The sequence below is a fragment of the Mesorhizobium sp. U510 genome (assembly GCF_059180695.1).
The window spans coordinates 1433886-1459359 of sequence record NZ_CP180532.1; the positions used below are offsets into that span (position 1 = coordinate 1433886).

21 protein-coding genes are annotated in these 25474 nt (G+C 64.4%); 9 read left to right on the plus strand and 12 right to left on the minus strand.

Features of this window, described 5'->3' with window-relative positions:
* Window positions 1–72: 72 nt before the first annotated feature.
* The 3 genes from ACLGL5_RS09015 to ACLGL5_RS09025 are packed head-to-tail and all read left to right on the plus strand — an operon-like array spanning window position 73 to window position 3173.
* Entirely contained in the window at window positions 73–1344 is a 1272-nt protein-coding gene (locus ACLGL5_RS09015) for a Re/Si-specific NAD(P)(+) transhydrogenase subunit alpha (protein ID WP_069093250.1), read from the plus strand.
* A complete protein-coding gene (locus ACLGL5_RS09020; RefSeq protein WP_032921464.1) occupies window positions 1344–1769 on the plus strand; it encodes a proton-translocating transhydrogenase family protein in 426 nt (141 codons plus the stop codon). Before ACLGL5_RS09015 ends, ACLGL5_RS09020 begins: the two co-directional genes overlap by 1 nt.
* Before the next feature lie 6 nt (window positions 1770–1775).
* On the plus strand, window positions 1776–3173 hold the full coding sequence (locus ACLGL5_RS09025; RefSeq protein WP_069090813.1) for an NAD(P)(+) transhydrogenase (Re/Si-specific) subunit beta: 1398 nt from the start codon (window positions 1776–1778) through the stop codon (window positions 3171–3173).
* A gap of 75 nt (window positions 3174–3248) precedes the next feature.
* Here ACLGL5_RS09025 and ACLGL5_RS09030 read toward each other — a convergent pair whose 3' ends face one another.
* The gene (locus ACLGL5_RS09030; protein WP_069090814.1) at window positions 3249–4166 is read right to left on the minus strand and encodes a hypothetical protein; all 918 of its coding nucleotides are present in this window, start codon (window positions 4164–4166) and stop codon (window positions 3249–3251) included.
* A gap of 320 nt (window positions 4167–4486) precedes the next feature.
* Between ACLGL5_RS09030 and ACLGL5_RS09035 the strand changes: the two genes are divergently transcribed.
* On the plus strand, window positions 4487–5635 hold the full coding sequence (locus ACLGL5_RS09035; RefSeq protein ID WP_064984402.1) for an alpha/beta hydrolase family protein: 1149 nt from the start codon (window positions 4487–4489) through the stop codon (window positions 5633–5635).
* A 179-nt stretch (window positions 5636–5814) separates the two neighbouring features.
* On the opposite strand, the gene gyrB is transcribed toward ACLGL5_RS09035, so the two are convergent.
* From gyrB to ACLGL5_RS09050, 3 genes are all read right to left on the minus strand, one after another.
* Window positions 5815–8286, minus strand: a complete 2472-nt coding sequence (gyrB, locus tag ACLGL5_RS09040) for a DNA topoisomerase (ATP-hydrolyzing) subunit B (RefSeq protein ID WP_019862771.1) — start codon at window positions 8284–8286, stop codon at window positions 5815–5817.
* 145 nt (window positions 8287–8431) lie between these two features.
* Window positions 8432–11062: a caspase family protein gene (locus ACLGL5_RS09045; RefSeq protein WP_069090815.1), complete on the minus strand. Its 2631-nt coding sequence runs from the start codon at window positions 11060–11062 to the stop codon at window positions 8432–8434.
* A 90-nt stretch (window positions 11063–11152) separates the two neighbouring features.
* Window positions 11153–11722: an NADPH-dependent FMN reductase gene (locus ACLGL5_RS09050; RefSeq protein WP_038651623.1), complete on the minus strand. Its 570-nt coding sequence runs from the start codon at window positions 11720–11722 to the stop codon at window positions 11153–11155.
* Window positions 11723–11923: 201 nt separating this feature from the next.
* Here ACLGL5_RS09050 and ACLGL5_RS09055 point away from each other — a divergent pair, with 201 nt between their 5' ends.
* On the plus strand, window positions 11924–13291 hold the full coding sequence (locus tag ACLGL5_RS09055; RefSeq protein ID WP_069090816.1) for a cytochrome P450: 1368 nt from the start codon (window positions 11924–11926) through the stop codon (window positions 13289–13291).
* Between the two features lie 27 nt (window positions 13292–13318).
* Here the strand turns inward: ACLGL5_RS09055 and ACLGL5_RS09060 are convergent, their stop codons facing one another.
* From ACLGL5_RS09060 to ACLGL5_RS09070, 3 genes are all read right to left on the minus strand, one after another.
* The gene (locus ACLGL5_RS09060) at window positions 13319–14296 is read right to left on the minus strand and encodes a complex I NDUFA9 subunit family protein (protein ID WP_069093251.1); all 978 of its coding nucleotides are present in this window, start codon (window positions 14294–14296) and stop codon (window positions 13319–13321) included.
* Between the two features lie 110 nt (window positions 14297–14406).
* Entirely contained in the window at window positions 14407–14859 is a 453-nt protein-coding gene (locus tag ACLGL5_RS09065; RefSeq protein ID WP_069090817.1) for a DoxX family protein, read from the minus strand.
* Window positions 14860–15219: 360 nt separating this feature from the next.
* Window positions 15220–16176, minus strand: coding sequence for a GlxA family transcriptional regulator (locus ACLGL5_RS09070; RefSeq protein WP_069090818.1), 957 nt, complete (start codon window positions 16174–16176; stop codon window positions 15220–15222).
* An 88-nt stretch (window positions 16177–16264) separates the two neighbouring features.
* Between ACLGL5_RS09070 and ACLGL5_RS09075 the strand changes: the two genes are divergently transcribed.
* Window positions 16265–17401, plus strand: coding sequence for a DJ-1/PfpI family protein (locus ACLGL5_RS09075; RefSeq protein WP_069093252.1), 1137 nt, complete (start codon window positions 16265–16267; stop codon window positions 17399–17401).
* Between the two features lie 48 nt (window positions 17402–17449).
* Here the strand turns inward: ACLGL5_RS09075 and ACLGL5_RS09080 are convergent, their stop codons facing one another.
* From ACLGL5_RS09080 to ACLGL5_RS09100, 5 genes are all read right to left on the minus strand, one after another.
* On the minus strand, window positions 17450–18451 hold the full coding sequence (locus ACLGL5_RS09080; protein WP_019862779.1) for an Ldh family oxidoreductase: 1002 nt from the start codon (window positions 18449–18451) through the stop codon (window positions 17450–17452).
* Between the two features lie 150 nt (window positions 18452–18601).
* On the minus strand, window positions 18602–19411 hold the full coding sequence (locus tag ACLGL5_RS09085; RefSeq protein WP_064984701.1) for an ABC transporter permease: 810 nt from the start codon (window positions 19409–19411) through the stop codon (window positions 18602–18604).
* Window positions 19411–20076 carry an ABC transporter permease gene (locus ACLGL5_RS09090; protein ID WP_019862781.1) on the minus strand — a complete coding sequence of 222 codons (666 nt, stop codon included), beginning with the start codon at window positions 20074–20076 and terminating at the stop codon, window positions 19411–19413. Before ACLGL5_RS09090 ends, ACLGL5_RS09085 begins: the two co-directional genes overlap by 1 nt.
* A gap of 206 nt (window positions 20077–20282) precedes the next feature.
* Window positions 20283–21080, minus strand: coding sequence for a transporter substrate-binding domain-containing protein (locus ACLGL5_RS09095; RefSeq protein ID WP_010913030.1), 798 nt, complete (start codon window positions 21078–21080; stop codon window positions 20283–20285).
* Window positions 21081–21133: 53 nt separating this feature from the next.
* Complete coding sequence (locus tag ACLGL5_RS09100) at window positions 21134–21949, minus strand: ABC transporter ATP-binding protein (RefSeq protein ID WP_019862784.1); 816 nt, start codon at window positions 21947–21949, stop codon at window positions 21134–21136.
* Between the two features lie 214 nt (window positions 21950–22163).
* On the opposite strand from ACLGL5_RS09100, the gene ACLGL5_RS09105 reads away from it, so the two are divergent.
* The 3 genes from ACLGL5_RS09105 (at window position 22164) to ACLGL5_RS09115 (ending at window position 25356) form a co-directional block, all read left to right on the plus strand.
* The gene (locus ACLGL5_RS09105; protein WP_019862785.1) at window positions 22164–23036 is read left to right on the plus strand and encodes a dimethylarginine dimethylaminohydrolase family protein; all 873 of its coding nucleotides are present in this window, start codon (window positions 22164–22166) and stop codon (window positions 23034–23036) included.
* A complete protein-coding gene (locus tag ACLGL5_RS09110) occupies window positions 23033–23683 on the plus strand; it encodes a TetR family transcriptional regulator C-terminal domain-containing protein (RefSeq protein WP_064984407.1) in 651 nt (216 codons plus the stop codon). The genes ACLGL5_RS09105 and ACLGL5_RS09110 overlap by 4 nt, the downstream gene beginning before the upstream one ends.
* A gap of 92 nt (window positions 23684–23775) precedes the next feature.
* Window positions 23776–25356 (plus strand): 5-guanidino-2-oxopentanoate decarboxylase, encoded by a 1581-nt coding sequence (locus tag ACLGL5_RS09115; protein ID WP_069090819.1) that lies wholly within the window; start codon window positions 23776–23778, stop codon window positions 25354–25356.
* Window positions 25357–25474: the final 118 nt, after the last annotated feature.

Here is a 25474-nt window from a genome sequence, read left to right on the forward strand (position 1 = left end):
CAGTTGCCATTGACCTCGCCGGATATTCCGGCCGACTTTGCGCAAACAGGTTCCAGCCGAAAGGATCATGCGGTGGGACAGACGGTTTTCATCCCTCGTGAGCTTGATGCGAACGAGCCGCGCGTCGCGGCCTCGCCCGATACGGTCAAGCGGCTGGCGGGGCTGGGCTTCGCCGTGATTGTCGAAACCGGCGCCGGCACAAGGTCGCGCATCCCCGACGAAGAGTTTGCCAAGGCGGGTGCCGCCATCGGCAAGGCCGCGGACGTTGCCAAGGCCGATGTCGTGCTGAAGGTCCGCCGGCCTGATGAAACCGAGCTGAAGAGCTACAAATCGGGTGCGGCCGTGATCGCCATCATGGATCCCTACGGCAACGATGCCGTCGTCGCGGCGCTGGCAAAGGCCGGTGTCACTGCCTTCTCGATGGAATTCATGCCGCGCATCACCCGGGCGCAATCGATGGACGTGCTATCCAGCCAGGCCAATCTCGCCGGCTATCAGGCGGTCATCGACGGCGCCTCGGAATATGACCGGGCCTTGCCGATGATGATGACGGCGGCAGGCACGGTGCCGGCGGCGAAGGTCTTCATCATGGGTGTCGGCGTCGCCGGCCTGCAGGCGATCGCCACGGCGCGCCGCCTCGGCGCGGTCGTCACCGCCACCGACGTGCGCCCCGCCGCCAAGGAACAGGTCGCCTCGCTCGGCGCGAAATTCCTGGCTGTCGAGGACGACGAATTCAAGGCCGCCGAGACCGCTGGCGGCTACGCCAAGGAAATGTCCAAGGAATACCAGGCCAAGCAGGCGGCACTCACCGCCGAGCACATCGCCAAGCAGGACATCGTCATCACCACGGCGCTGATTCCAGGCCGGCCGGCGCCGAAGCTGGTGTCGGCGGCGATGGTCGCCTCGATGAAGCCGGGCTCGGTGCTCGTCGACCTCGCCGTCGAGCGTGGCGGCAATGTCGAAGGTGCTCGGCCGGGTCAGGTGGTGACCACGGCCAATGGCGTAAAAATCGTCGGCCACCTCAACGTGCCAGGCCGCGTCGCCGCGTCCGCCTCGCTTCTCTATGCCAAGAATCTGTTCGCTTTCCTCGAGACGCTGGTCGACAAGGCCACCAAGACGCTCGCCATCAACCGCGACGACGATCTGGTCAAGGCGACGATGCTGACCGACGGCGGCAAGGTGGTTCATCCGGCCTTCGCCAAGGCCGACCAGCAGCCGCGTGTCGAACCCGCGGCGATCCCGGCCAAGACCATGGTCGCCGACGCGTCCACGCCGAAAAAGACCGCGGCCAAGAAACCTGCCGCATCCAAGTCGTCCTCGCCCAAGTCGAAAGGCACAGCGTGATGGATCAGACCCTGCAGAAAGCCCTGGACCAGCTGGACCAGGCAAGTGCCGCCGTCCGGCTGGCGGTGCAGAACCTGGCCAATGCTCCAGGCGGCGCCGAGGCGGCGGGTGATGCCGCGCACGCCCTGTCCGGCGGCGCCATCGATCCCTTTGTCTTCCGCTTCGCCATCTTCGTGCTGGCGATCTTCGTCGGCTACTATGTCGTCTGGTCGGTGACCCCTGCGCTGCACACGCCGCTGATGGCCGTCACCAACGCCATCTCGTCCGTCATCGTCGTCGGCGCGCTGCTCGCCGTCGGCATCGCCGCCTCCGGCATTGCCGCCGGCTTCGGCTTCGTCGCGCTGATGCTGGTCTCGGTCAACATCTTCGGCGGCTTCCTCGTCACCCAGCGCATGCTGGCCATGTACAAGAAGAAGGACAAGTAGAGCGCCATGAACGCCAACTTCGCGTCCTTCCTCTATCTCGTCTCCGGCGTCCTGTTCATCATGGCGTTGCGCGGCCTGTCGCACCCGACCACCAGCCGCCAGGGCAATCTCTACGGCATGATCGGCATGGGCATAGCCATTGCCACCACGCTGGCGCTGGCGACCCCGTCCGCGGGCCGCTTCGGCCTCATCGTGCTCGGCCTCGCCATCGGCGGCGGCGTCGGCGCCGTCACCGCGCGCCGCATCGCCATGACCTCGATGCCGCAGCTGGTCGCCGCCTTCCACTCGCTGGTCGGCCTCGCCGCCGTCATGGTCGCGGCGGCGGCCATCTATGCGCCGGAAAGTTTTGGCATCGGCACGGCGGGCGACATCCATGCACAAGCGCTGATCGAAATGAGCCTCGGCGTCGCCATCGGCGCCATCACCTTCACCGGCTCGGTCATCGCCTTCCTGAAGCTCGATGGCCGCATGTCGGGCAAGCCGATCATGATCGGCGGTCGCCACTTCATCAACGCGGCTCTCGGCGCCGCGCTCATAGTGCTGATCGTGCTTTTGGTCAGCACGGAATCGAAGCTGGTCTTCTGGCTGATCGTCGCCGCTTCGCTGGTGCTCGGCATACTTTTGATCATCCCGATCGGCGGCGCCGACATGCCGGTCGTCGTCTCGATGCTCAACTCCTATTCGGGCTGGGCGGCGGCCGCGCTCGGCTTCACGCTCGGCAATCTGGCGCTGATCATCACCGGCGCGCTGGTCGGCTCGTCCGGCGCGATCCTGTCCTACATCATGTGCAAGGGCATGAACCGAAGCTTCATCTCGGTCATCCTCGGCGGCTTCGGCGGCGAGACGGCGGCTGCGGCCGACGACGGCATCGAGCGCACGGTCAAGCAGGGCTCGGCCGACGACGCCGCCTACCTGATGATGAACGCGCAGAAGGTCATCATCGTGCCCGGCTACGGCATGGCGGTCGCCCAGGCGCAGCACGCGCTGCGCGAAATGGCCGATAAGCTCAAGGCCAACGGCGTCGACGTGAAGTACGCCATTCATCCTGTGGCCGGCCGCATGCCCGGACACATGAACGTGCTCTTGGCCGAAGCCAACGTGCCCTATGACGAAGTGTTCGAGCTCGAGGACATCAATTCGGAGTTCGCCCAGGCCGACGTCGCCTATGTCATCGGCGCCAACGACGTCACCAACCCGTCTGCCCGCGACGACAAGTCCTCGCCGATCTACGGCATGCCGATCCTCGACGTCGACAAGGCGCGCACCTGCCTGTTCGTCAAGCGCTCGCTCGGCTCCGGCTATGCCGGTATCGACAACACGCTGTTCTATAAGGACGGCACCATGATGCTGCTCGGCGACGCCAAGAAGATGACCGAGGAAATCGTCAAGGCCATGGATCACTGATACGGCCGATAGGCAGAAATAGCAAAGAGCCCGGCTCTGGTGCCGGGCTCTTTCATTTCTGGCGCAAGCCTAGGCTCAGCGGCTGGTCAGGAAAACCGCTTCCTCTTCGTCGCGCTGCCTGCCGCCGAGGGCCGCGGCCGCACTGGCGATGAAGGCGCCGATGACCAGCGACAAGGCACCGAGCAGGGCGAAGGTCGCACTGGCCTTCCTGGCGCTGTCGGCCGCCTGCTTGGCCTTGACCTTGGCGTCCTCGACCTTGGCAACCATTGCATCGACGCGCGCCTTGGCGTCGGCCTCGGAAAGGCCGGTGCGGGCGGCAACCAGTTGCGCCAGGTAGGTCTTGTCGTCGCCCGAAATCTCACCCGCGGCGGCGCTGGCGACGAGGATACGCGAGGCCTGGCCTACAGCGGCGGCATCCCCATCCGGAGTGGCAGCAGCCAGCTTGCTCGGATCGGCGGGACGAAACAGCGAATCCACCAAATAGGAGGTCGCGTTGTTGGCCGACGCATTGCCGGCATTGGCTGAGGCACCGGCAGATGCTCCCAGGGCTGCACCCGACGCCACCGTGGACACGGCCTGCACGCCCGAGCCAAGCACTGCGGAAAGCGCAGAGCCGAGGACACCGACGACAAGCAACGTGGCCAACGCCCAGGCAAGAAAGCCGTGCGCCGTGTCGCGGAAATAGACCTCATCCGTGTGGATGCCGACCCATTTGGTACGCAGGCGCCCCGCTAGGTAGCCGCCGACTCCGGAAGACAGCCATTGCACGATAACCAGCCAGATCGCGGTCGACGCCGCGAAGGTGGTGATCGACGCACCAGAGCCCGACCATGGTGAGACCATGGTGAGCCCAAGACCGGAGCCGAGCAGCATCAGGATGAAAGTCAGCGTCGAAGCCGCGAAGGCGCCGGCAATGATCGGTCCCCAACTGACTGCTGTCGCGGAGGATTCTTCGGAAGCGGATAGGTCGATAGCCGATACGGTGGGCTGCATCAACGCCCCCTACCGTACGAACAGCATGATGAGGATGATGATCGGGATCGGAATACCGAGCAACCAGAGCAAAATACCACGTCCCATGAAGGCCTCCTGTGAGAAATTGTGATCGATGTTGGCACAATGTCCCGAGAGGGCTTCCGTTCCGGCGGGCTATAAAATGATTTTGTTTGCCGGCGATGGAACAATTCGGAGCGTCGCTCCGCACCAATGTCTCAAGTGATCATGTTGTTGTGATTTGACCCATAGGCCGTGTCGGGCAAAAGCGGAAATCTGGACGAATTTTCTTCGAAGTGCCTTGCCGAACAGGAAGCCAAATGGCTCTGAAGAGATTCCAGAAGAAGCAAAGAGCAAAAGCCCGGCGGATTTCTGCTCCTGTCCGCGGGCTGCGCCCGGCAATTTTCGTCGGCCTGGTCTTGCTCTCTGGTCTGTTCACCTGGGGCGCGGCCCTTGCCGCTGCAGCTGGTGCGCCGATCGGCGCGCCATCGGCCAGTTCGGCTGCCGAAGACACCGCGCATCTTTCTCCCGTGGGCTTCGAAGCGGTTCAAATACCCAATGGCGGAGAGGCGCCGCTGGCTGCCGGTATCTGGTACCCGACTTCAGCCGAGCCGCGCGATGTACCGCTGGAAGGCTTCCACCAGCGCGTTGCGCCTTCCGGTCCGGTAAAAGGCCATGCGCTGCCGCTTATCGTGATCTCGCATGGCGGCGGCGGATCCTATGCCGGCCACTATGATACGGCGATCGCGCTGGCGAGAGCGGGGTTCATCGTCGCCGCGGTCAGCCACGCCGGCGATACTTTCGACGACCAGAGCAAGGTGCTGATGTTATGGCGCCGGCCAGCCCAGCTAAGCCGGCTGATCGATTTCATGCTGAAGGACTGGCAGGAGCACGCCGACATCGATCCGCAGCGCATCGGCGCCTTCGGATTCTCGAATGGCGGCTTCACCGTACTGATCGAAGCGGGCGGAATACCCGATCTCGGCAGGATCGACCCATACTGTGCGGCAAACCCGCAGCACGATCTTTGCACGGCGTTGGCGAAAGCGGGGGTCCATTCCGTTGCAAAAGCGGTCCAGCCGCCACCGGATGCGTGGCAGCCTGATCGGCGAATTCGCGCCATCGCGGCTGCCGCGCCGGCGTTCGGCTTCACCTTTGACCGCGCCGGCCTCGCCGCGGTTCAGATCCCGGTGCTTCTATGGCGCGCGGCCGACGACCGGCATCAACCCGACCCCTGGTATGAGGAACAGATCCGTTCGGCGCTGCCGCGACCGCCGGAGTATCGTGTCGAACCCCTGGCGGGTCACTATGCGTTCCTGCCGCCATGCGGTGCCGGACGGCGCGCCGCTGCTCCCGAAATTTGCATCGACGCACCCGGCTTTGACCGGGCCGCGTTCCATCAGCGCCTGAACGCCGCCCTGGCAGACTTCTTCAGCGCATCGTTACAGTCTCAAAGCCCGTCGCATTGAAGCGGATTCAGCGGACGCGCGCAGAGCAATTCCAGGAAAAGTGTGAGCGGTTTTCCGTCCGGAATTGCGTTAAAACAAAGAGATGGAGCGGTTCGCCGTTTCCGTGAAACGGTGAACCGCTCCAGACTCTTGTGCATATCGTTTGCCCAAAACCGCTGCACGGTTTTGGGCGACATGCATCAAATATCCAGATTGGCGACCGACAGCGCGTTGTCCTGTATGAATTCGCGCCGTGGCTCGACCTCGTCGCCCATCAGCCGTGAGAACAGGCTGTCGGCATCGGTCGCGTCGTTGACTTTGACCTGCAGCAGCGAGCGCACATTCGGGTCGAGCGTGGTTTCCCACAATTGCTCGGCATTCATTTCGCCGAGACCCTTGTAGCGCTGCATGGTCAGCCCCTTGCGGCCGGTCGCAAAGACGGCGTTGAGCAGCGCCAGTGGCCCCGAGACGACTTCGGAGACATCCTTGCGGCGCAGCACGGGCGGCGTCCCGTAGACCTCGCTGAGGCGCTGTGCGTAGCGGTCGAGCTGGCGGGCGTCGGCCGAATTGATCAGCCCCATGTCGAGATGGGCGTATTCCTTGACGCTGCGCACGGTGCGCTCGAAGACATAGCCGCCGCTGCCGTCATTCGAGGTCGACATGCGGCCGGTCCAGCCGCGCTCGGTGTCCTCGGCGATGATGTCGAGCCGTTGCGCGATCCGCTCCGCCATGGCGTTGGCGCGGCCAAGATCGCTGAAGACGTCGGGGTTGAGACCGCCGGCGATCGACGCTTGTTCGACCACGCCTCTGTTGTAGCGCGTGTGCAGGCCGTTGATGAGCTGGCGCACAGCCAGCGCGTCGTCGACCGCACCGCGCAGATCCTGCCCGGTACGCACTTCGCCCGAGCCCAGCGTGAGCGACGCTTCCTCCAGCCCGGACTCGATCAGGAACTCCTCGAAGGCGCTTTCATTCTTGATGTATTGCGAGCTCTTGCCGCGCGTCACTTTGTAGAGCGGCGGCTGGGCAATGTAGAGATGGCCGCGCTCGATCAGCTCCGGCATCTGCCGGAAGAAGAAGGTGAGCAACAAGGTCCTGATATGGGCGCCGTCGACGTCGGCGTCGGTCATCAGGATGATCTTGTGGTAGCGCAGCTTGTCGGCGTTGAACTCGTCCTTGCCGATCGAGGTGCCCAGCGCCGTGATCAGCGTGCCGATCATGTCGGAGCCGAGCATGCGGTCGAAACGCGCCCGCTCGACGTTGAGGATTTTGCCGCGCAGGGGAAGGATAGCCTGGTTCTGGCGCGAACGGCCACCCTTGGCCGAGCCGCCGGCCGAGTCACCCTCGACAATGAAGATTTCGGATTTCGCCGGATCGCGCTCCTGGCAGTCGGCCAGTTTGCCGGGCAAGGACGTGACGCCGAGCGAGCTCTTGCGGGTGATGTCGCGCGCCTTGCGCGCGGCTTCGCGCGCCGCCGCGGCCTGAATCACCTTGTCGATGACCACCTTGCCTTCGGTCGGATGCTCTTCCAGCCAGGTACCGAGCGCCTCGTTGACCAGCCCCTCGACCACCGGGCGGACCTCGGAGGAAACCAGCTTGTCCTTGGTCTGCGAGGAGAATTTCGGATCGGGAACCTTGACCGACAGTACCGCCGTCAGCCCTTCGCGGCAATCGTCGCCGATCAGCGAGACCTTTTCCTTCTTGGTCAGGCCCGAGGATTCGCCATAGCCGGTGATCTGGCGCGTCAGCGCGCCACGGAAACCGGCCAGATGGGTACCGCCATCGCGCTGCGGGATGTTGTTGGTGAAGGCCAGCACGTTCTCGTGATAACTGTCGTTCCACCACATCGCCACTTCGACCGTAATGCCGTCGCGCTCGGCCTTGATGGCGATCGGCTTCTCGATCAGCGGCTTCTTGACCCGGTCGAGATACTTGACGAACTCTTCGAGGCCGCCATCATAGTGCAGTTCATGCCGCACGACGTCGGCGTGGCGGGCGTCGGTCAGTATGATGCGCACGCCGGAATTGAGGAAGGCGAGCTCGCGCAGCCGGTGCTCCAGCGTGCCGAAGTCGAACTCGACCATGGTGAAGGTTTCGGCCGACGGGAAGAAGGTGATCGAGCTGCCGCTGCGGCCCTCATAGGTGCCTGGCTGCTTGTCCTGCTCGTAGCTACCCGTGGCCTTCAACGGCGCATCGGCATTGCCGTGCGTGAAGCTCATTTCGAAGATCTGGCCGTTGCGGCGGATCTTGAGCTTCAGCCATGCCGAAAGGGCGTTGACCACCGAGACGCCGACGCCATGCAGGCCGCCCGACACCTTGTAGGAATTCTGGTCGAATTTGCCGCCGGCATGCAGCTGCGTCATGATCACTTCGGCCGCGGAAATGCCTTCGCCGGTGTGGATATCGGTCGGAATGCCACGGCCATTGTCGATCACCGTCACCGAACCATCGGGGTTGAGCGTCACGGTGACGAGGTCGGCGTGCCCTGCCAGGGCCTCGTCGATGGCGTTGTCGACCACCTCGTAGACCATGTGATGCAGGCCCGAACCGTCGTCAGTGTCGCCGATATACATGCCGGGGCGTTTGCGGACAGCGTCCAAGCCCTTCAAAACCTTGATGGAATCGGCGCCGTATTCGGCTTCGGCGCCGTTGGTGTTCTCGGTCTGGTCGCTCATGAAAACCTATTGTCTAGATGCCGCTTGTACAGCGCGAAAAATCGGCCCCGAATCGCGCGTCTGATATAGCGTAGATATAGGCGCTAAAGGCGGTTTTTCCAAGGTTTGCGGGCATTTCCGGGCCGAATCCCGGGCTGGCAGCCGGCTATTTTTTCCGGGCGTTCAATTTGGCGAGAACGCCGCGCAAATATTTGATCGTGGGTTTGTCTCTTGGAGCCAGCCGGCCTGTGCGGTCGAGCTCCAGCGTCAGGTTCAGCGCCTTGGTCAGCACGGCCTTCGGATCCTTCGCCACATACGCGTAGTTGATGTAGGCCTGTACCAGATCAAATTGCCAGATCGCATTGTTCGGATCGGACTGAGCCAGTTTCTGGCGGATGCCGAGGCTGGCCTCGAAGGCCTTCTTGGAGCCCTCGAAGTGGCGCTGCTTGGTCTCCAGCATGCCGATTTCCGACAAAGTGATCGACAGGTCGCGTTGCCAGTCGGAATTGCCTGGATCGAGCTTGGCCAGCCGGTCGACAATGGCAAGACTATCCTGGTAGTTTTGCAATGCGCCGCCGACATTGCCCTGGGCATCAAGCACACCGGCAACTTTTTCCAGGCAGACCGACAGGTCGCGCTGCCAGTCGGTGTTGCCGGGGTCATCAGCGGCAAGTTCGCGCGCTACGGCCAGCGCTTGCTGATAGGAAGCCAGTGCCGCTGGCCAGTTCTCCTGGTCGTTGAGCGCGTTGCCGATCTTGGCGTAACTGATCGACAGATCGCGCTTCAAGTCGGTGTCGTTAGGGTCACGGCGTACCAGTTCCTCGGCGATCGCCTGGCTCTTGCTGTAGGCCGCGAGCGCACCGGCGGCGTCGCCGCGCTCGCGCAGTACATCCCCAATCCTCTCGTGGCTGACAGAAACCGCGCGCTGGCGCTCAGGGTCATCGGGTTTGTTCTTGGCCAGCACAAGCCGAATTCTCAGGCTCTCTTCAAAGTCCGTTTGGGCGTCGTCCAACTGTCCCGCGGTCCGGGCAAGGTCGCCGATTTCATCATAGGTTATGGTCAGGTCGCGCTGCAGGTAGGCGCTGTTCGGCTCGGCATCGGCCAATTTCTGCTTGATCGACAGGCTTTGCTGGTAGGCCTTGGCCGCCGCACCCACATCGCCCTGCGTTGCCAGCACGTTGCCGATCTTGTCATTGGCCATGGCAAGATCCCCGAGCCAGCCTTTCTCGTCCGGCACGCTTGCGGTCAGGTCCCGCAGCATGTCCCGGGCCGCCTCATAGTGCTCCAGGGAGGTTGGCAGGTCGCCTTGCACCATCTTTATGTTGGCGAGCTTGATGTGGCTGATGGCGAGATCGCGCTTGACGCTGGGGTCGGTTTCCTGACGTGACCGCTGCTCGAGATTGGTCAACAGCGCGGTAAAGGCGCGGCCGGCCGCCTCGACATTGCCCACCGTCGTATAGAGAATACCGAGTTCCTCCAGCGTGCGGCTCTGGCGATCGGCCTGTTCCAGGTTGAGCGAGGTCTGCCCGGCCTCGCCATAGAGCGCCAGCACCGATTCATAGTCACTAATGGCCGTGGCGTAGTCGAGGTCGGCGCGCGCCGCACCACCGGATAGGAAGCGCGTAGCGGCCTCGGACAGGGTGCGGCTGACGAAATTGCCCTTCAGCGCCTGGCGCGAAACATTGTCGATGGCGGCGGCCTTGGCGAGAAGAGCGCGGGCACCATCGAAGGCGCCGAGCGAAAGCTGTTCCTCGGCCTGCCGGCGCAATTCCGCCACCTGCGGATCGTCGGAGGCGAGCGTCTTCATTTCGCCGCGCACCTTGACGAAGGCGTCGGCGGCCTCGCGCAGCCGGGCATTCAGGCTGTCGGCGGAGAGATGGTTGGCGTCGGAACTGATCAGCGCGCCATAAAGCGGCGCCAGCGGCATATCGGCGTCGCTGGCGATCTGTTCGACCTCGCCGCGCATTTCCGGGGTCACGTCGGCCATGGCGAGCAGCAGCCGTTCGCGTTCCGGCAGCTGTTCCTTGGCGGCAGCGGCAAAGAACAGTTTCGGCAGGCCGCTTTCGACATAAGGCAGTTGCTTGCCGCGCGAGAGGTCATAGACCTCCTGCTGCACCAAGGTCAGCACCGAGCGGATCTCCAATCCATCCGTGCCGAGATATTTGGTCAGCGCGGTCGTGAAGGGCGAGTTCTGGCCGGTGCCGTCGGCGGCGGTCTCGCCCGGGGCGGCCGAGAAGGCGAACAGGATGTTTTCCGCACGCCCGACGCGGCCGAGGCCCGGCTTGACCTTGTCGGCGACATCCTTCGCCAGCGAAGTCGCGCCACGCCCTTCGCCGCTGCTTGCCGAGAACGGATCGCTGCGGCACGCATCGAGCACGATCAGCCCGACCTTGGCGGTCGCGGCGACGGCATCGCGCACCTCCTCCAGCGGCAGACTGGTCTTGTCCAGTTGATCGAGCGAAGACGCGTCGGCATCGACCGGCAGCAGCCGGTTGTCGCCTGAGATTTCGACGCCATGGCCGGAGAAATAGACCAGCGCGACATCGGCGCCCTTGGCATCCTCGCGAAAGTCGTCGAGCGCGCGCCGCATGCGCCGAAGGTCCCGGTTGGTTTCTAGGGTGACCTCGAAGCCGAGCTTCTTAAGCGCGGCTTCCATCGCCTCGCCGTCATGGATGGGATTGGCGAGCGGCCGCACCAGCCGGTAGTCGTCCTCTGCCATGACCAGCGCCACGCGCCGTTCCGCCACCGCGGTGGCGGTGGTCGCAATCGTCAGCAGCAAGGCAAACAGCAAGCGCAAGTCGAACCGCCCCCGGGCTCCGTCACCTGCCGACCATTCCACCTCTTTCCGGCGCGGGCAAGCCGGCGCGTTTGGCCAACACCGGCCCGTTCAGGCAGCGCGCAGCGGCTTCAGCGCTTCGCTCCAGCGCAACAGCTCGTCCAGCATGGTCCTGGCCCCGCCGGTCACCTGTTCGCTGGCGCTGAAGGCGCCGTTCTCGTCGAGCAGCTTCTGATACATCGGCAGCGCGACGCCTTCCGGGATCGGCATGATCCCCACCGACGTCAAAAGCGGCTTCAGCGCCTGCGCCGCGCGCAGGCCGCCGGATACGCCGCCATAGCTGAAAATGGCGGCCGGCTTGTACTTCCATTCGCGCAGCAGGTAGTCGATCGCGTTGACGATCGCTGGCGCTGCGAAATAATTATACTCCGGCGCCACGAACACGAAGGCGTCCGCGGCGTCGATCGCCTTCGACCAGGCCTTGGTGTGGTCGTTCTGATAATTGCCAAGCCTTGGATGGTGCGGCTCGTCCAGCACCGGCAGGTGGAACGCGGCGATGTCGGTTAGCACCGGCTCGAATTTCCCGTGCTGGCGCGCGAATGTGTCCAGCCATTCGGCAAAAACCGGGCCGGCGCGGCCGGGCCGCGTGCTGCCGATGATAATGCTCAACTGGTGCTTCAAGGCGGGGCTCCTTTCTCAAGCGGTATCTGTTGGTGACTGTCAGTACGGCAGAGCGTCCCGGCGGACAAGGCGAGATGCCGGAGCAGGCGGTCACGATCGGATGAATGGAGCGTCTGCTTCGCGTGGCGAATTGCCTGCCGTCCGGTCACATGGACGCGGGGATCGCCAGCCACTACATTGATGCGAGCAGCGGAGCACTTCATGGACATTCAGCCCGCCCCCTTTGTTCCCCCCGCGCCGAAGCCGCGCACAACGCCGCCTTCGACGCTGGAGATGATCCGCATTGTCTATCGCAATCCGCTCGAATTGTGGGGAGAGCATACCTATAACGAGCCGTGGATTTCCGCGAATGGCGTTGGTGGCCATCTGATCGTCGCCAACGATCCCGGCCTCATCCGACATGTGCTGGTCGACAACGCCAAGAACTACAAGATGGCGACGGTGCGCCAGAAGATCCTGCGGCCTATCCTGCGCGATGGCCTGCTGACCGCCGAGGGCGAGGTGTGGAAGCGCTCGCGAAAGGCGATGGCGCCGGTGTTCACGCCGCGCCATATCTTCGGCTTTGCCCAGCCGATGCTGAAACGCACCAAGGAGTTCGTCACCCGGTACGAAGCGGGCGGCACATCCGACATCGCCCACGACATGACATTGCTCACCTATGATATCCTCGCCGAGACGCTGTTTTCCGGCCAGATCGCGGGCGAGCCGGGCAGTTTCGCCAACGAGATCGACCGCCTGTTCGAGACCATGGGCCGCGTCGATCCGCTCGATCTGTTGCGCGCGCCCGACTGGCTGCCGCGGCTCACCCGCATCCGCGGCCGCAAGACCATGGCCTATTTCCGCAAGATCGTGACCGATACGGTCAAGATGCGCGAAGAGAAATTCAAGCGCGATCCCGATGCGGTGCCGCAGGATTTCCTGACGCTGCTGCTGAAGGCCGAAGGTCCCGACGGGCTGACGCGCTCGGAAGTCGAGGACAACATCATCACCTTCATCGGCGCCGGCCATGAGACCACCGCGCGGGCGCTGGGCTGGACGCTTTACTGCCTCGCCGAATCGCCATGGGAGCGCAATCGGGTCGAGCAGGAGATCGATGAGGTGCTGGCGCGCGAATCCGATCCGACGAAGTGGCTCGACGCCATGCCGTTGACCCGCGCCGCCTTCGACGAGGCGCTCCGGCTCTATCCGCCGGCGCCCTCGATCAACCGCGAGCCGATCGAGCCGGAGATGTGGAAGGATCTTTATATCCCCAAGCACGCGGCCGTGCTGGTCATGCCCTGGGTCGTCCACCGCCACAGGAAGCTGTGGGACAGACCCGACGCCTTCCTGCCCGAGCGCTTCCACCCAGGCAACCGTGAGAAGATCGATCGCTTCCAGTATCTGCCGTTCGGTGCGGGGCCGCGCGTCTGCATCGGCGCCAGTTTCGCCATGCAGGAAGCGATCATCGCCCTCGCCATCCTTTTGTCGCGCTTCCGCTTCGACACGACGCCCGAGACCAAGCCTTGGCCGGTGCAGAAGCTAACGACCCAACCGCAAGGCGGGCTGCCCATGCAGGTCACGCCGCGCTAGGCGTGGCTTTCAGGCGGTTGCGGTGAATCAAGCCGCGGGCTTGCGCTGCTGGAACTGGCCGGCGGCGCGGAAGCGCCAGAGGTAGCTCGGCAGGATCGTCGCGATCGATTGCGGCTGGATGCCGAGCCCGGCGAGCGTCCGGTTGGCCTTGGCGGCGGCTTCCGAGACGATGTTGTGCTCGCGCAGCTGCATCACTTGGTCCTTGGTTAGCAGCGGATTGGGCAACAGGCCGAGGATCGAGGCCTGGATGTTGGCCACCCACCACGGCACGGGAACTAGCAAGCGCTTGCGCTCGATCACGGCGAGCAGCTCTTCCATGCACTCCTTGAAGGTGAGCACATTGGGGCCGCCAAGCTCGTAGATCTGGCCGCGATTGATCTTGCCGTCGACCGAGCGCGCCACCGCTTCGGCGACGTCGCCGACATAGACCGGCTGGAACTTGGTCCTGCCGCCGCCGATCAGCGGCAGCACCGGCGAATAGCGCGCCATGTTGGCGAAACGGTTGAAGAAGCTGTCTTCCGGTCCGAAATTGATCGACGGCCGGAAGATCACGGCGTCGTTGATCGTCTCGAGCACGGCCTTCTCGCCAAGCGCTTTGGTGCGCGCGTAATCCGATTCGGAGTCCGCGTCTGCGCCAAGCGCTGAAATATGGGTCAGCCCGGCACCGACCGAGCGCGCCGCCTCGGCGATGGCGCGGGAGCCGAATTCGTGCACGGCGGAGAATTTCTGCCGGCCGGTCTCATGCAGGATGGCGACGAGGTTGACGACATGGTCGGCGCCCTGCACGGCGCGGTCGACCGACCAGCGCACGCGCACATTGGCCTGCACCGGCTGGATCTGGCCGACATTGCCGAGCGGCTGCAGATGGCCGGCAAGGTCGGGCCGCCGGCAAGCAACCCGGATGCGGTAGCCGCGCTTGGCCAGCGCGCGCACCACATGGCGGCCGACAAAGCCAGACCCGCCAAAGACGACGACGAGCTTTGGGGTCTGCAGGATTTCGGTCATGGCTGGCTCCGGCGCACTTTCCAGATGGCTTGGCTGAAGCCGTTTCATAGTCGGTTTTGCGCCAAAGGCAAAGGGTGACGCGTCGTCACGTCACCCCTCTTGAAAGCTTGTTAGAACACCTTGCCGATGCGGGCGTCGACCGAGTGACGGTTGCCGCCGCGAATGACGAAGAAGAGCAGGATCGCGGCCCACAAAAGCGACTTTTCAGCACCCGAAAAACCCTGGCCCATGGTCACCCAGTGGAACCAGACTGTGACCAGCAGTACGAACAGGCCGGCAAAAGCGGCAGGACGCGTCAAGAACCCGATGGCGATGAAAATGCCGCCGAAGAATTCGGTGCAGGCCAGAAGCAGCGACCAGAAGGCGCCGGGATAGAAGCCGAGGCCTTCGACCATCTCGGCGGCGCCGAAAGGATTGGTGATCTTTTGCGAGCCGTGGATGGCGAGGAACGCACCGGCGACGGCGCGCAGCGCGGTTTCGCCAGCGTCATGCAGCGACGAATACAGGCGGCCGAGCGCCGGAATGATCAGTCTGCCGCGGGAAGCGTCGGTGGTTGCGGACATCGTAGCTCCTGTCTGTGTGAACACCTCTGCAGACGCCCGATGGATCCCATCAAGTCAAGTTAACTAAAGTTAACTTTTACGATCATGTTTATCGGACGCGTGGGACGAAACGCAGAAAACCCCGCCGAGGCGGGGTTTTCCGGGTGAACTCGCGTCGAAACCAGGGTCCAACGAGGCGGCCTGACCTGAGACGGTATCAGCATGGCGTAAGACGCCCGCCCCAGCCCTGGACGCATTCGACAAAAGACACCGACCGGGCAAACCCAACCCGGACAGTCATTGGTCGCCGCGACACGCAGGAAGGTTCATAAGGCGGATAAAAATCGTACCGCCGGGGCGACATGAATGCGTCGAAGGACGTCACCGGCCGCCATTGCGGGAAACCGCCGCTGCCCGCCTGAGCGCCTGCGGTGGCTGGCCAAAGCTTCTGAGGAAAGCGCGGCGCATTCGCCCGGCATCGCCGAAGCCGCTCTCTTCTGCGATGCGATCGAGCGACATGGGGCCTGTTTCAACAGCGATCCGCGCGCTCTCCAGGCGAATTCGTTCCACGGCCTTGGCCGGAGTGGTGCCGGTTTCCGCCTTGAAGGCGCGCGCAAAATGCCGCGGGCTCATGGCGGCACGATCGGCAAGGCACTCCACGGTCAGCGGTTGGGCGAGCGCGGTGCGCATCCACCCGATCAGCTCGATAAAGCGGCCCGTTCGTCCGCCGAGTTCGACAAGGGCGGAGAATTGCGACTGGCCGCCGGGGCGGCGTTGATGCACTACAAGCTGCTGCGCAACGCGTCGCGCCATGGCCGGGCCAAGATCATCCTCGATGAGCGCCAAGGCCAGGTCGATGCCGGCCGAAATGCCGGCTGAGGTCCACACGCTGCCATCCCTGACGAAGATCCGCTCCGCATCGAGTTTCACCGCGGGATAGCGGCGTGCGAAGTCGTGCGTGCTCCACCAGTGGGTGGTGGCGCGCCTGCCGTCGAGAAGTCCAGCTTCGGCCAGCAGATAGGCGCCTGTGCACACGCTCGCCGTTCGCCTCACACCCGTGCCCCGGAGCCAGGTGACGATCTCCTGTGCGGCAGCCATGGAGCGAATGATTTCGCCACCGGAGATGATGGCGGTGTCGAGCGGCTCTTCCATCGACAAAGGTCGGGCCGTGAGCCGCATGCCGAATGAGCTTTCGATCTCCCCGCCGCCGGGCGCCAGTATATCGAGCGTATAGCTGCCGACACAAAACTCTTCCGCCAGCTCAAAGGCCGCCGCCGGGCCGGCCGCATCCAGCAATTGGAAGCCGGGGTGAATGATGATGCCAACCTTGCGGATCATGGCAGTTTTTGCGCGATATATGTCATTTCGGACAAGTCCTACCGCAGTTAGGGTGATGGTCAAGTGTTTCGATCGGAAGGACTGGACCATGAGTTTGCGTATCGTGTTGGGGAGTGGTCTCGGCGTCGTGGTGGCCCTCCTCGCATTGGGTGCCGCATGGCTGCTGTCGCTGCCGGCGGCGTCCCAGGCTGCCGTTCAGCCGGCAATCGATGCCAAGGAGGCCGCCGCGACGCTTGCGGCATTGAAGCCGCCGAAGCGCCAGCGTCCCCTGATCGCCATCGTAGGCATCAACGACGGCACCGAAACCACCGACTATCTCATGCCCTACGGCATCCTGCGGCGCGCCGATGTCGCCGATGTCGTGGCGCTGGCGACGCAGCCCGGACCGATGAGATTCCACCCAGCCTTGCAGATCGAGCCCGATGCGACGACGGCGGCATTCGACGCCGAGCATCCGGACGGCGCCGACTACGTCATCGTCCCGGCCATGATGCGCGACGACGACGCCGAGGTGCTGAAATGGATCAGGAGCCAGGCGGCCAAGGGCGCCATGGTGATCGGCATCTGCGCCGGCGCCAAGGTGGTCGGCGCCAGCGGGTTGCTCGACGGCAAGCGGGCGACGACCCATTGGTATTCCGTCGGCGAGCTCCGCGAGAAACATCCTGCGATTCACTATGTCGCCGACCGGCGCTTCGTCGTCGATCAGGGTGTCGCGACGACAACGGGGATCACCGCATCGATGCCGATGATGCTGACCCTGATCGAGGCCATCGCCGGCCGGGACAAGGCCGAAGCCGTCGGCCGTGATCTGGGCCTGGCGCACTGGGATGCGCGGCACGACAGCGGCGTCTTCAAGTTCACCCGCCCCTTCGCGCTGACGGCGATCGGCAACGCGCTTGCCGTCCTGGATCATGAGCAACTCGGCATCCCGCTGACATCAGGCGTGGATGAGGTGTCGCTGGCGCTGGTCGCCGATGCCTGGTCGCGAACCTTTCGCTCCGACGCGGTCACATTCGCCGGCAAGGACGGCGCGATCGTCAGCCGCGACGGCTTGCGTATCTTGCCTGACCAGATCGCGACCGGCTGGCCGGTCGACCGGTTGGTTCCGGCAATGGCCGATCCGCGGCCGGCGAGGGCGCTTGACCAGGCGCTGCACGACATCTCGGCGCGCCACGGTGCACGCACGGCCGACTTCGTCGCCATGCAGCTCGAATATCCCCGGTGAAAGGCACTGTCTAAGGCCCGGCACCGGCCGGCGTTCGTCCGCCGCAATTCAGGCCGAATAGCGCTCGGCGAATTCGGAAATGCGCTGCACCACCGCCTTGGGCGCGGTGATGCCGCGCGCCTGCGCCTTCTCGGCGGCTTCCGCCCGGGCGCGGCCCGGCACATGCACGCCGAAGCGGCGGCGCAGGCGGTCGAGCTGGTCCTTCATGCGCTGTTCGAAATCCGGATCGAGCAGCTTGGGTTCGATAGCCAGCACGAACAGGCCGGTGCCGGGGCTGTCGGGCCCGCCGGTGAACCAGGGCGCATCGAGCGACCAGTTGGCCCCGGAAATGCCCGCAGCCAACACTTCGACCATCAGCGCGATGTTGGCGCCGCGCTGGCCGCCAAAGGCAAGCATGGCGCCCTTCATGGCCGCCGCCGGGTCGGTGGTCGGATTGCCGCTGGCGTCCAGCGCCCAGCCTTCCGGGATTTTCTTGCCGTCTTCGGCCGCCTTGCGGATGTTGACGAAGGCAGTGGCGCTCGATGACTGGTCGATGACCAGAGGCGCGCCGTCGGCGGCGGGCGCGGCAAACGACATCGGATTGGTGCAATAGACCGGCTTGACCGAGCCCGAGCCGGCAAGCACCGCCGGGCCGTTGGTCGCGGCGAAGGACACCAGCCCCTGTGCCGCCAGCCTGCCGGTGAAATAGCCGAGCGCGCCGCACGTATAGGCGTTCTTCTGCGAGAAGATGGCGACGCCGAACAATTTTGCCGCCTTGGCAAGATCGTCGATCGTCCGGTCGAAGCCGGTATGCGCCAGCCCGCCCCGTGCATCGCAGAGATAGACGGCCAGCGCCGGCCTTGTGATCACCGGATCGGCATTGCCGTCGATGCGCCCGGCTTCCAGCGCTTCGAGATAGTCGATGAAATGCGACAGGCCGACGGTCGAAAGCCCTTCCGCCTCGGCGGCGATGATCGAGGCGGTGAGCGACTGCGCCGCTTCCTCATTGGCGCCGGCGCCGAGTGCCGCCATCCGGCACAGTCCTCTTGCCTGGTCGAGACTGAGTTGCATTATGGCTGTCCTGGGGTTGCGGGAATCTGGTTGCGTTGTCTGGTCTGTGCCTAGCAGCAGATGAGCCGGCGTTTGTGTTGAAAATCGTCCGCACCTGCAAGAAAAGCGGCGGATATCTCCATCGTTGCCGTCTGCGCGATCGGTGCGCCTCTAGCCGACCTTGACCGGAATCCGCGCCTCGATCCGGCTGAGAGCCAGGACCAGAATGCCGGTGATCGCCATATAGATCAACGCCAGCAGCAGCAAGGGCTCGTAGGTGAGGTAGGTGTCCTGCCGCACCTTACCGGCGACGGCGAAGATATCGATCACGCTGATCGTCGCCACCAGCGGCGTCGACTTCAACTGCAGCACGGTCTCGCCGGTCAACGTCGGCAGCGCCCGGTAGAAGGCCTGCGGCAGCCAGATGCGCCGGAGGATCTTCCAGCGGCTCATGCCGAAGGCGCGGGCGGCTTCCAACTGTCCCTTGGGCACGCCGGCAAAGGCGCCGCGCATCACTTCGCCCTCGTAACCGGCGAAGGACAGGGTGAGAGCCAGAACGCCGTACGGCCATGCCTGCCTCAGATAGGGCCACATCCAGGAGTCGCGGATCCATGGATATTGCGGGAACAGCGAGCCCAGCCCGTAATAGAGCAGCCACAGTTGCAGAAGCAGCGGCGTGCCGCGGATGATGGTGCAGAAGACTTTCGCCGGCGCCGCGACCCAGATCGAACCGGCGGCCTGCGCCAGCCCGACCGGCACGGCGATCAGGAAGCCGAGCGCGCAGGTGACGGCCAGGATCCACAGGGCCCGCCAGATGCCCATCAGGCCCATTTCCCAATATTGCGGCAGCCAGTCCCAGCGCATGAAAAAGGCGGCCGACAGCACCAGCCCCAGCGCGATCAGGATGAGGACGATGCGGTGCGGCTGCAGCCAGAGCGAGGCGCGCGCCGCCGTGTTGATGATGGCCGCTTCGCCCGCCATCAGCGTGCCTCCTTGACCGAAGGCATGCCCCGCCGCGCCCATTTCTCGGCGCGGCCAAGCAGGAAGTTCGAAAACAGCGTCACCGCCAGATAGAGAACGCCGGCGGCGAGATAGAATATCAGATAGGCCTTGGTGACGCCTGCTGCCTGCCGAGTCGCCAGCGTCAGCTCGAAGAAGCCGACGACGGCCAGCAGCGCGGTGTCCTTCGTCGCGATCAGCCACAGATTGGCGAGACCCGGAATGGCAAAGGGCAGCATCGCCGGCAACGTGATGCGCCGCAAGAGAAGGCCGGGAGACATGCCGAAGGCGCGGGCGGCTTCGATCTGGCCCTGCGGGATGGCCAGGATCGCGCCGCGCATGACCTCCGTCGAATAGGCGCCCTGGCAGAAGCCGAGCACGGCTATGCCGGCCACCAGCCCGCTAATATCGACACGCTGGTAACCGATCGCGGTCAGCACCTGGTTGATCAGGTCGGTGCCGGCATAGTAGAGCAGCAGGATCAGCACCAGTTCCGGCACGGCGCGCACCACGGTGGTGTAGACCGCGAGCAGGTCGCGCACCACAGGCCCGCCATAGAGCTTGCCATAGGCGCCGCAGATCCCGATGAGCAGGCCGACGATCGTGGCGCCGACGGCAATCTCGAGCGAATGCAACAACCCGAGCATAAGTGTGCCGCCCCAGCCGACGGGCGCGGGCGAGAGGAGTTCGATGATACCGGCCGCCGAGGCCGGAAGAAGCGCGTCGATCAGCTTTGCCCCCGGATTGCTGGCTCTCTCTGCCGACGCCAGCGGCCGGCGGCAGGCATGCGTGGGAAGGATAGGCCGGAGGGCACGACTTTGGCGTCATGCCCTCCGGCTCATGCGGAGGGGCGTCAGTTCGACTGCGTCGAGCCGCCGTAAATGTCGAAATCGAAGTATTTCTTCGAGATCTCGTCATACTTGCCGTTGGAGCGGATCGCCTTGATGCCGGCGTTGATCTTTTCCTTCAGGTCGGTGTCTTCCTTGCGCACGCCGGCGCCGACGCCCGGTCCGAGCACCTCGTCGTCCGGAGCCACCATGCCCTTCAGGTCGCAGCAGGCCTTGCCCTGGTCGGACTTGAGGAATTCGCCAAGCGCGATGGAATCGGCCTGCACTGCGTCAAGGCGGCCGGCGGCGAGATCCTGGTTGGCTTCGTCCTGGGTCTGGTATTCCTTGATTTCGGAAGCCGTGGAGCCGAAGTGCTTCTTGGCGTAGACGGCGTGCACGGTCGACACCTGGACGCCGACCACCTTGCCCTTCAGGTCGTCAGGCGTGGCGCCGAACTTCTGGTCCTTCGGTCCGATGATCGCCGTCGGCGTGTTGTAGTACTTGTCCGAGAAGTCGATCGTCTTCTTGCGCTCGTCGGTGATCGACATCGACGAGACGATGAGGTCGATCTTCTTGGTGGTCAGCGCCGGGATGATGCCGTCCCAGGCGACAGGCGTGATGACGCAGTCGAGTTTCTCCTCGGCGCACACGGCGTCGATGAAGTCGATCTCCCAGCCGACCCATTTGCCCGAGGCATCCGGCGAGGTGAAGGGCGGATAGGGCTCGGCGGCGACGCCGATCTTGACCGGATCGGCCTTGGCCACGCCCATGGCAGCGACGCCGAGCAGCAGTGCCGCGGCGAATGTCTTCAGAACAGTCTTCATTTCAAACTCCCAGTTTGTTGTTGGTTCCCGGTTTTCTTCCGTCTCGGCCTGTCCTAGCCGATGTTGCGGATGAACTGCTTGAGCCTTTCGGATTTCGGCGCGCCGAAGATCTGCTCCGGCGGCCCTTCTTCCTCGACGAGCCCGTTGTAGAGATAGACGACATGGGTCGCGACCTCGCGGGCGAACTTCATCTCATGGGTGACCAGCACCATGGTGCGGCCTTCGCGCGCCAGATCGCCGATAACCTTCAGCACCTCGCCGACCAGTTCGGGGTCGAGCGCCGAGGTCGGCTCGTCGAACAGCATGACGCGCGGATTGATGGCGAGCGCGCGGGCAATTGCGGCGCGCTGCTGCTGGCCGCCTGAAAGATAGGCCGGATAGACGTCGCGCTTTTCGGCAAGCCCGACGCGCGCCAGCAGTTTTTCGGCCTGGGCGATCGCCTCGTCGCGCTTGACGCCGAGCACATGCACGGGAACCTCGATGACGTTTTCGATCAGCGTCATGTGGCTCCACAGGTTGAAGTTCTGGAACACCATGCCGAGCTTGGAGCGGATGCGCTCGATCTGCCTGCGGTCGGCCGGAACGGTGTGGCCATGGCTGTCCGCCTTGAGCTTGATCTCCTCGCCATTGACACGGATGATGCCGCTGGTCGGATTTTCCAGGCAGTTGATGCAGCGCAGCAGCGTCGATTTGCCCGAGCCCGAGCCGCCGATGATGGCGATCACCTCGCCATCGCGCGCCGACAGCGACACGCCCTTCAGTACATGCAGCTGGCCGAATTTCTTGTGCAGGTTTTCGACATGGATTGCTTCGGCAGCGCCACTCTGCGCCTTGCCGGATGAGACTGCGGCAGCTTCCACCGCGCTCACCGGCTGGCCTCTGCATCGTCGGCGGCAGTTCGTCGAACGTCTATCCGGCCAATCAACATATACGCTGTACTGCCCCGCTCCAGATTTCAGCATGGACCCAACGGCGCGAGCCCGTCAATCCCGCCCATTACGGCACTTGCGAGCTTGTTGCGCAAGTGTATAAATAGCCCTCCATGAAATTTTCTCGTTTTTTTTCAGCAAAAAAAGGGCTTCGATGAGCGCTTTCGGATCACAATCCATGGCAGCGCCGCTGCGACGCGTGCTGATGCGGTCGGCGGCCAACGCGATGCGCGACGCCGACAGAGCCGCCTGGCACTATGGCCCGGGATTCAATCCAGCGAAAGCGGCATCGCAGCACGCGGCCCTTGCTGAACTGGTGGCGGCCTCCGGCGCCGAAATCGAATGGATCGAGGACAAGGCCGACGGACTTTCGGACTCGGTGTTCACGCACGACCCATCGCTGATGACCAACCGCGGCGCACTGATTCTGTCCATGGGCAAGCCGTTGCGCGCCCGGGAGCCTTCGCTGCATGAGGAGACCTACAGGAGACTGGGCATTCCGATCCTCGGCCGCGTCGAGGCCCCAGGCCAGGTCGAAGGCGGTGACTGTGTCTGGCTGGATGCGCGCACGCTAGTGATCGGGCGCGGTGTCCGTTCCAACCAGGAAGGCATCCAGCAGATCTCCAACCTGCTGACGCCGCTGGGCGTATCGGTCTACGGCTTTGACCTTCCGTTGTGGCAAGGCGAAGAGGCCTGCCTGCATCTGATGTCGGTGATCAGCCCGCTGGCCGATGACCTTGCTTTGGTCTATTCACCGCTTTTGCCGGCCCCGTTCTATCAGATGCTGAAGGCGCGCGGCATCCGTCTGGTCGAAGGCGATGCCGAAGAGTTCGCGGCTTCCAACGGCCTCAGCCTGAACGTGCTGCCGACCAATCCGCTCCAGGTCATTGCCGTCGCAGGCTTTCCAAAGACCAAGGCCGCGATGGAAGCCGCCGGCTGCACGGTCGAAATCTTCGAGGCCGATGCGCTCTGCATCGCCTGTGAAGGCGGGCCGACATGCCTGACGCGGCCGATTCTGCGCCAATGAATGCGCCATCCCGCCGCAGGTTCCGTCGCGAGGGCGAGGAGCGGCGGCGGCAGGATTTGATCGAGGCAACTCTGGACAGCGTGGCGGAACGTGGTCTGCAGGGCGCCACCTTGCGCACCATCGCATTGCGCGCCGGCGTCACCGCCGGGCTGATCCGGCACTATTTCCCCGGCAAGGAAGAATTGCTGCAGGAAGCCTATGCTGCCCTCATGGGCCGCATGACCGAGCAGGCGAAAGCGGCGTTGGCCATGGAAGATGCCTCGCCGCGCCAGCGCCTTGCGGCTTTCGTTACCGCCAACCTCAACGTGCCGATCATCGACGCGCGAGTGTTTTCGCTCTGGGCAACCTTCATCGGCCGTGCCGGTGCGGATCCAAGCCTGGCTCGCGCCCACCGCGAAGGCTACCTTGGCTTTCGCAACGAGGTGGAAGCCGTTGTGGCCGAGGTGCTCGCCGCCGAACGGCGCGAGCCGGACGCAAGCCAGTTGCGCCACCATGCCATCGCGATCAATGCAATCATTGACGGGCTCTGGATAGAAGGCTGCCTGGCCGGCGAGATGTTCTCGCCCGGCGAATTGGCGGCGATCGGCATCAAGACTGTCGAGGCCGAACTGGGCCTCGCGCCGCTAAAGCAATTCCAGGAAAAGTGAGATGCGGTTTTCCGTCCGGAATTGCGTTGAAAACAAAGGACCGAGCCGATCACTGTTTCCGAACAGTGATCGGCTCTAAGGGAAGACAATCAATGACAACACTCGGCGAAGCCCTGATCACGCTGCTCGAAGCGCACGGCGTCGATACCGTCTTCGGCATTCCCGGCGTCCACACGGTCGAGCTCTACCGTGGCCTGGCGCGCTCGAAGATCCGCCATGTCACGCCGCGCCATGAACAGGGCGCCGGCTTCATGGCCGACGGCTATGCCCGAGCCAGCGGCAGGCCAGGGGTCGCCTTCGTCATCACCGGACCGGGGCTGACCAACACCATCACCGCCATGGGCCAGGCGCGCGCCGATTCGGTGCCGATGTTGGTCATATCAGGCGTCAACGCAATGCCGACGTTGGGCAAGGGGCTGGGCTTCCTGCATGAGCTCCCGGACCAGCGCGGCATGATGGAAAAGGTGGCGCTGTTGTCGCGGCGCGTCACCGAGGCAAGCGAATTGCCTGACGCGCTGGCACAGGCCTTCGCGCTGTTTTCATCCTCGCGGCCAGGTCCGGTGCACATCGAGATCCCGACCGATGTCATGGTCGAACCGGGCGACGGCATCGCGGCATTGTTGAGCAACGCGGCGCCGCCGGCGCCGGATGGCGCGGCCATTGCCAGTGCTGCCAAACTCATCGCCGCCGCGCGCCGCCCGCTGATCCTGGCCGGAGGCGGCGCCAAGCGGGCCGAGATGGCGCTGCGGCGCCTGGCCGAGACACTGGGCGCGCCGGTCGTCGAGACCACCAATGCGCGCGGCCTGCTGCACCGCCACCCGCTCTGCGTGCCGGCAAGCCCAAGCCTGAGGGCGGTTCGGGCGCTGATGGCCGAGGCCGATCTGGTGATTGCCGCCGGCACCGAATTCGGCCCGACCGACTATGACGGCTATGGCGACGGCGGCTTTGTGCTGCCATCCAACCTGATTCGCATCGACATCGGCGCCGACCAGCTCGCACGCCGCCCGGTGACGGTCGGCATCCAGGCCGACTGCGCCGAGGCGATTGAAGCCTTGCTCGCCGCGATCGGCCCAACTCATCCTGCCGCGTCCGGCGGCGAGGCGCGCGCCGCCGCCGCACGCAAGGCGGCATCCGCCGAGCTGAGCCCGGCCTATCTGGCGCAGGTGCATGCCGTGGAGATGATCCGCGACGCCTTGCCGGGCGCCATCGTCGTCGGCGATTCGACGCAGCCGGTCTACGCCGCCAACCTCTACTACGATCACGACCGGCCAGGCGGCTGGTTCAACGCCGCCACCGGCTTCGGCGCGCTTGGTTACGGCCCGCCGGCGGCAATCGGCGCCGCACTTGCCGTGCCCGATGCGCCGGTTGTCTGCCTGACCGGCGATGGCGGCTTCCAGTTCACCTTACCCGAACTTGGCGCGGCGCTCGATGCAAAGGCGCCGGTCATCTTCGTGGTCTGGAACAACAGGGGCTATCGCGAGATCGAGACCTCGATGCTCGATGTCGGCGTCGAGCCCGTCGGGGTCTCGCCGGCGCCGCCGGATTTCTGCAAGCTGGCCGAAGCCTATGGCATATCAGCAGAACGGCTCGCCGATATCGGCGCCTTGCCGCAGGCCCTGAAGCGCGCCCGGGCAACCGGATTGCCTTGCGTCATCGAAATCACCGTCGATTGAAGGCTTCAGCCCAGCGTTGATCTCTCGTCTGCATCGGACCATTCGTCGGCTCGCCTGTTGTACCGCAACGGCCGCATGGCTGACGCTATTGCCAGAATATGCGTTGTGACGCATGCAA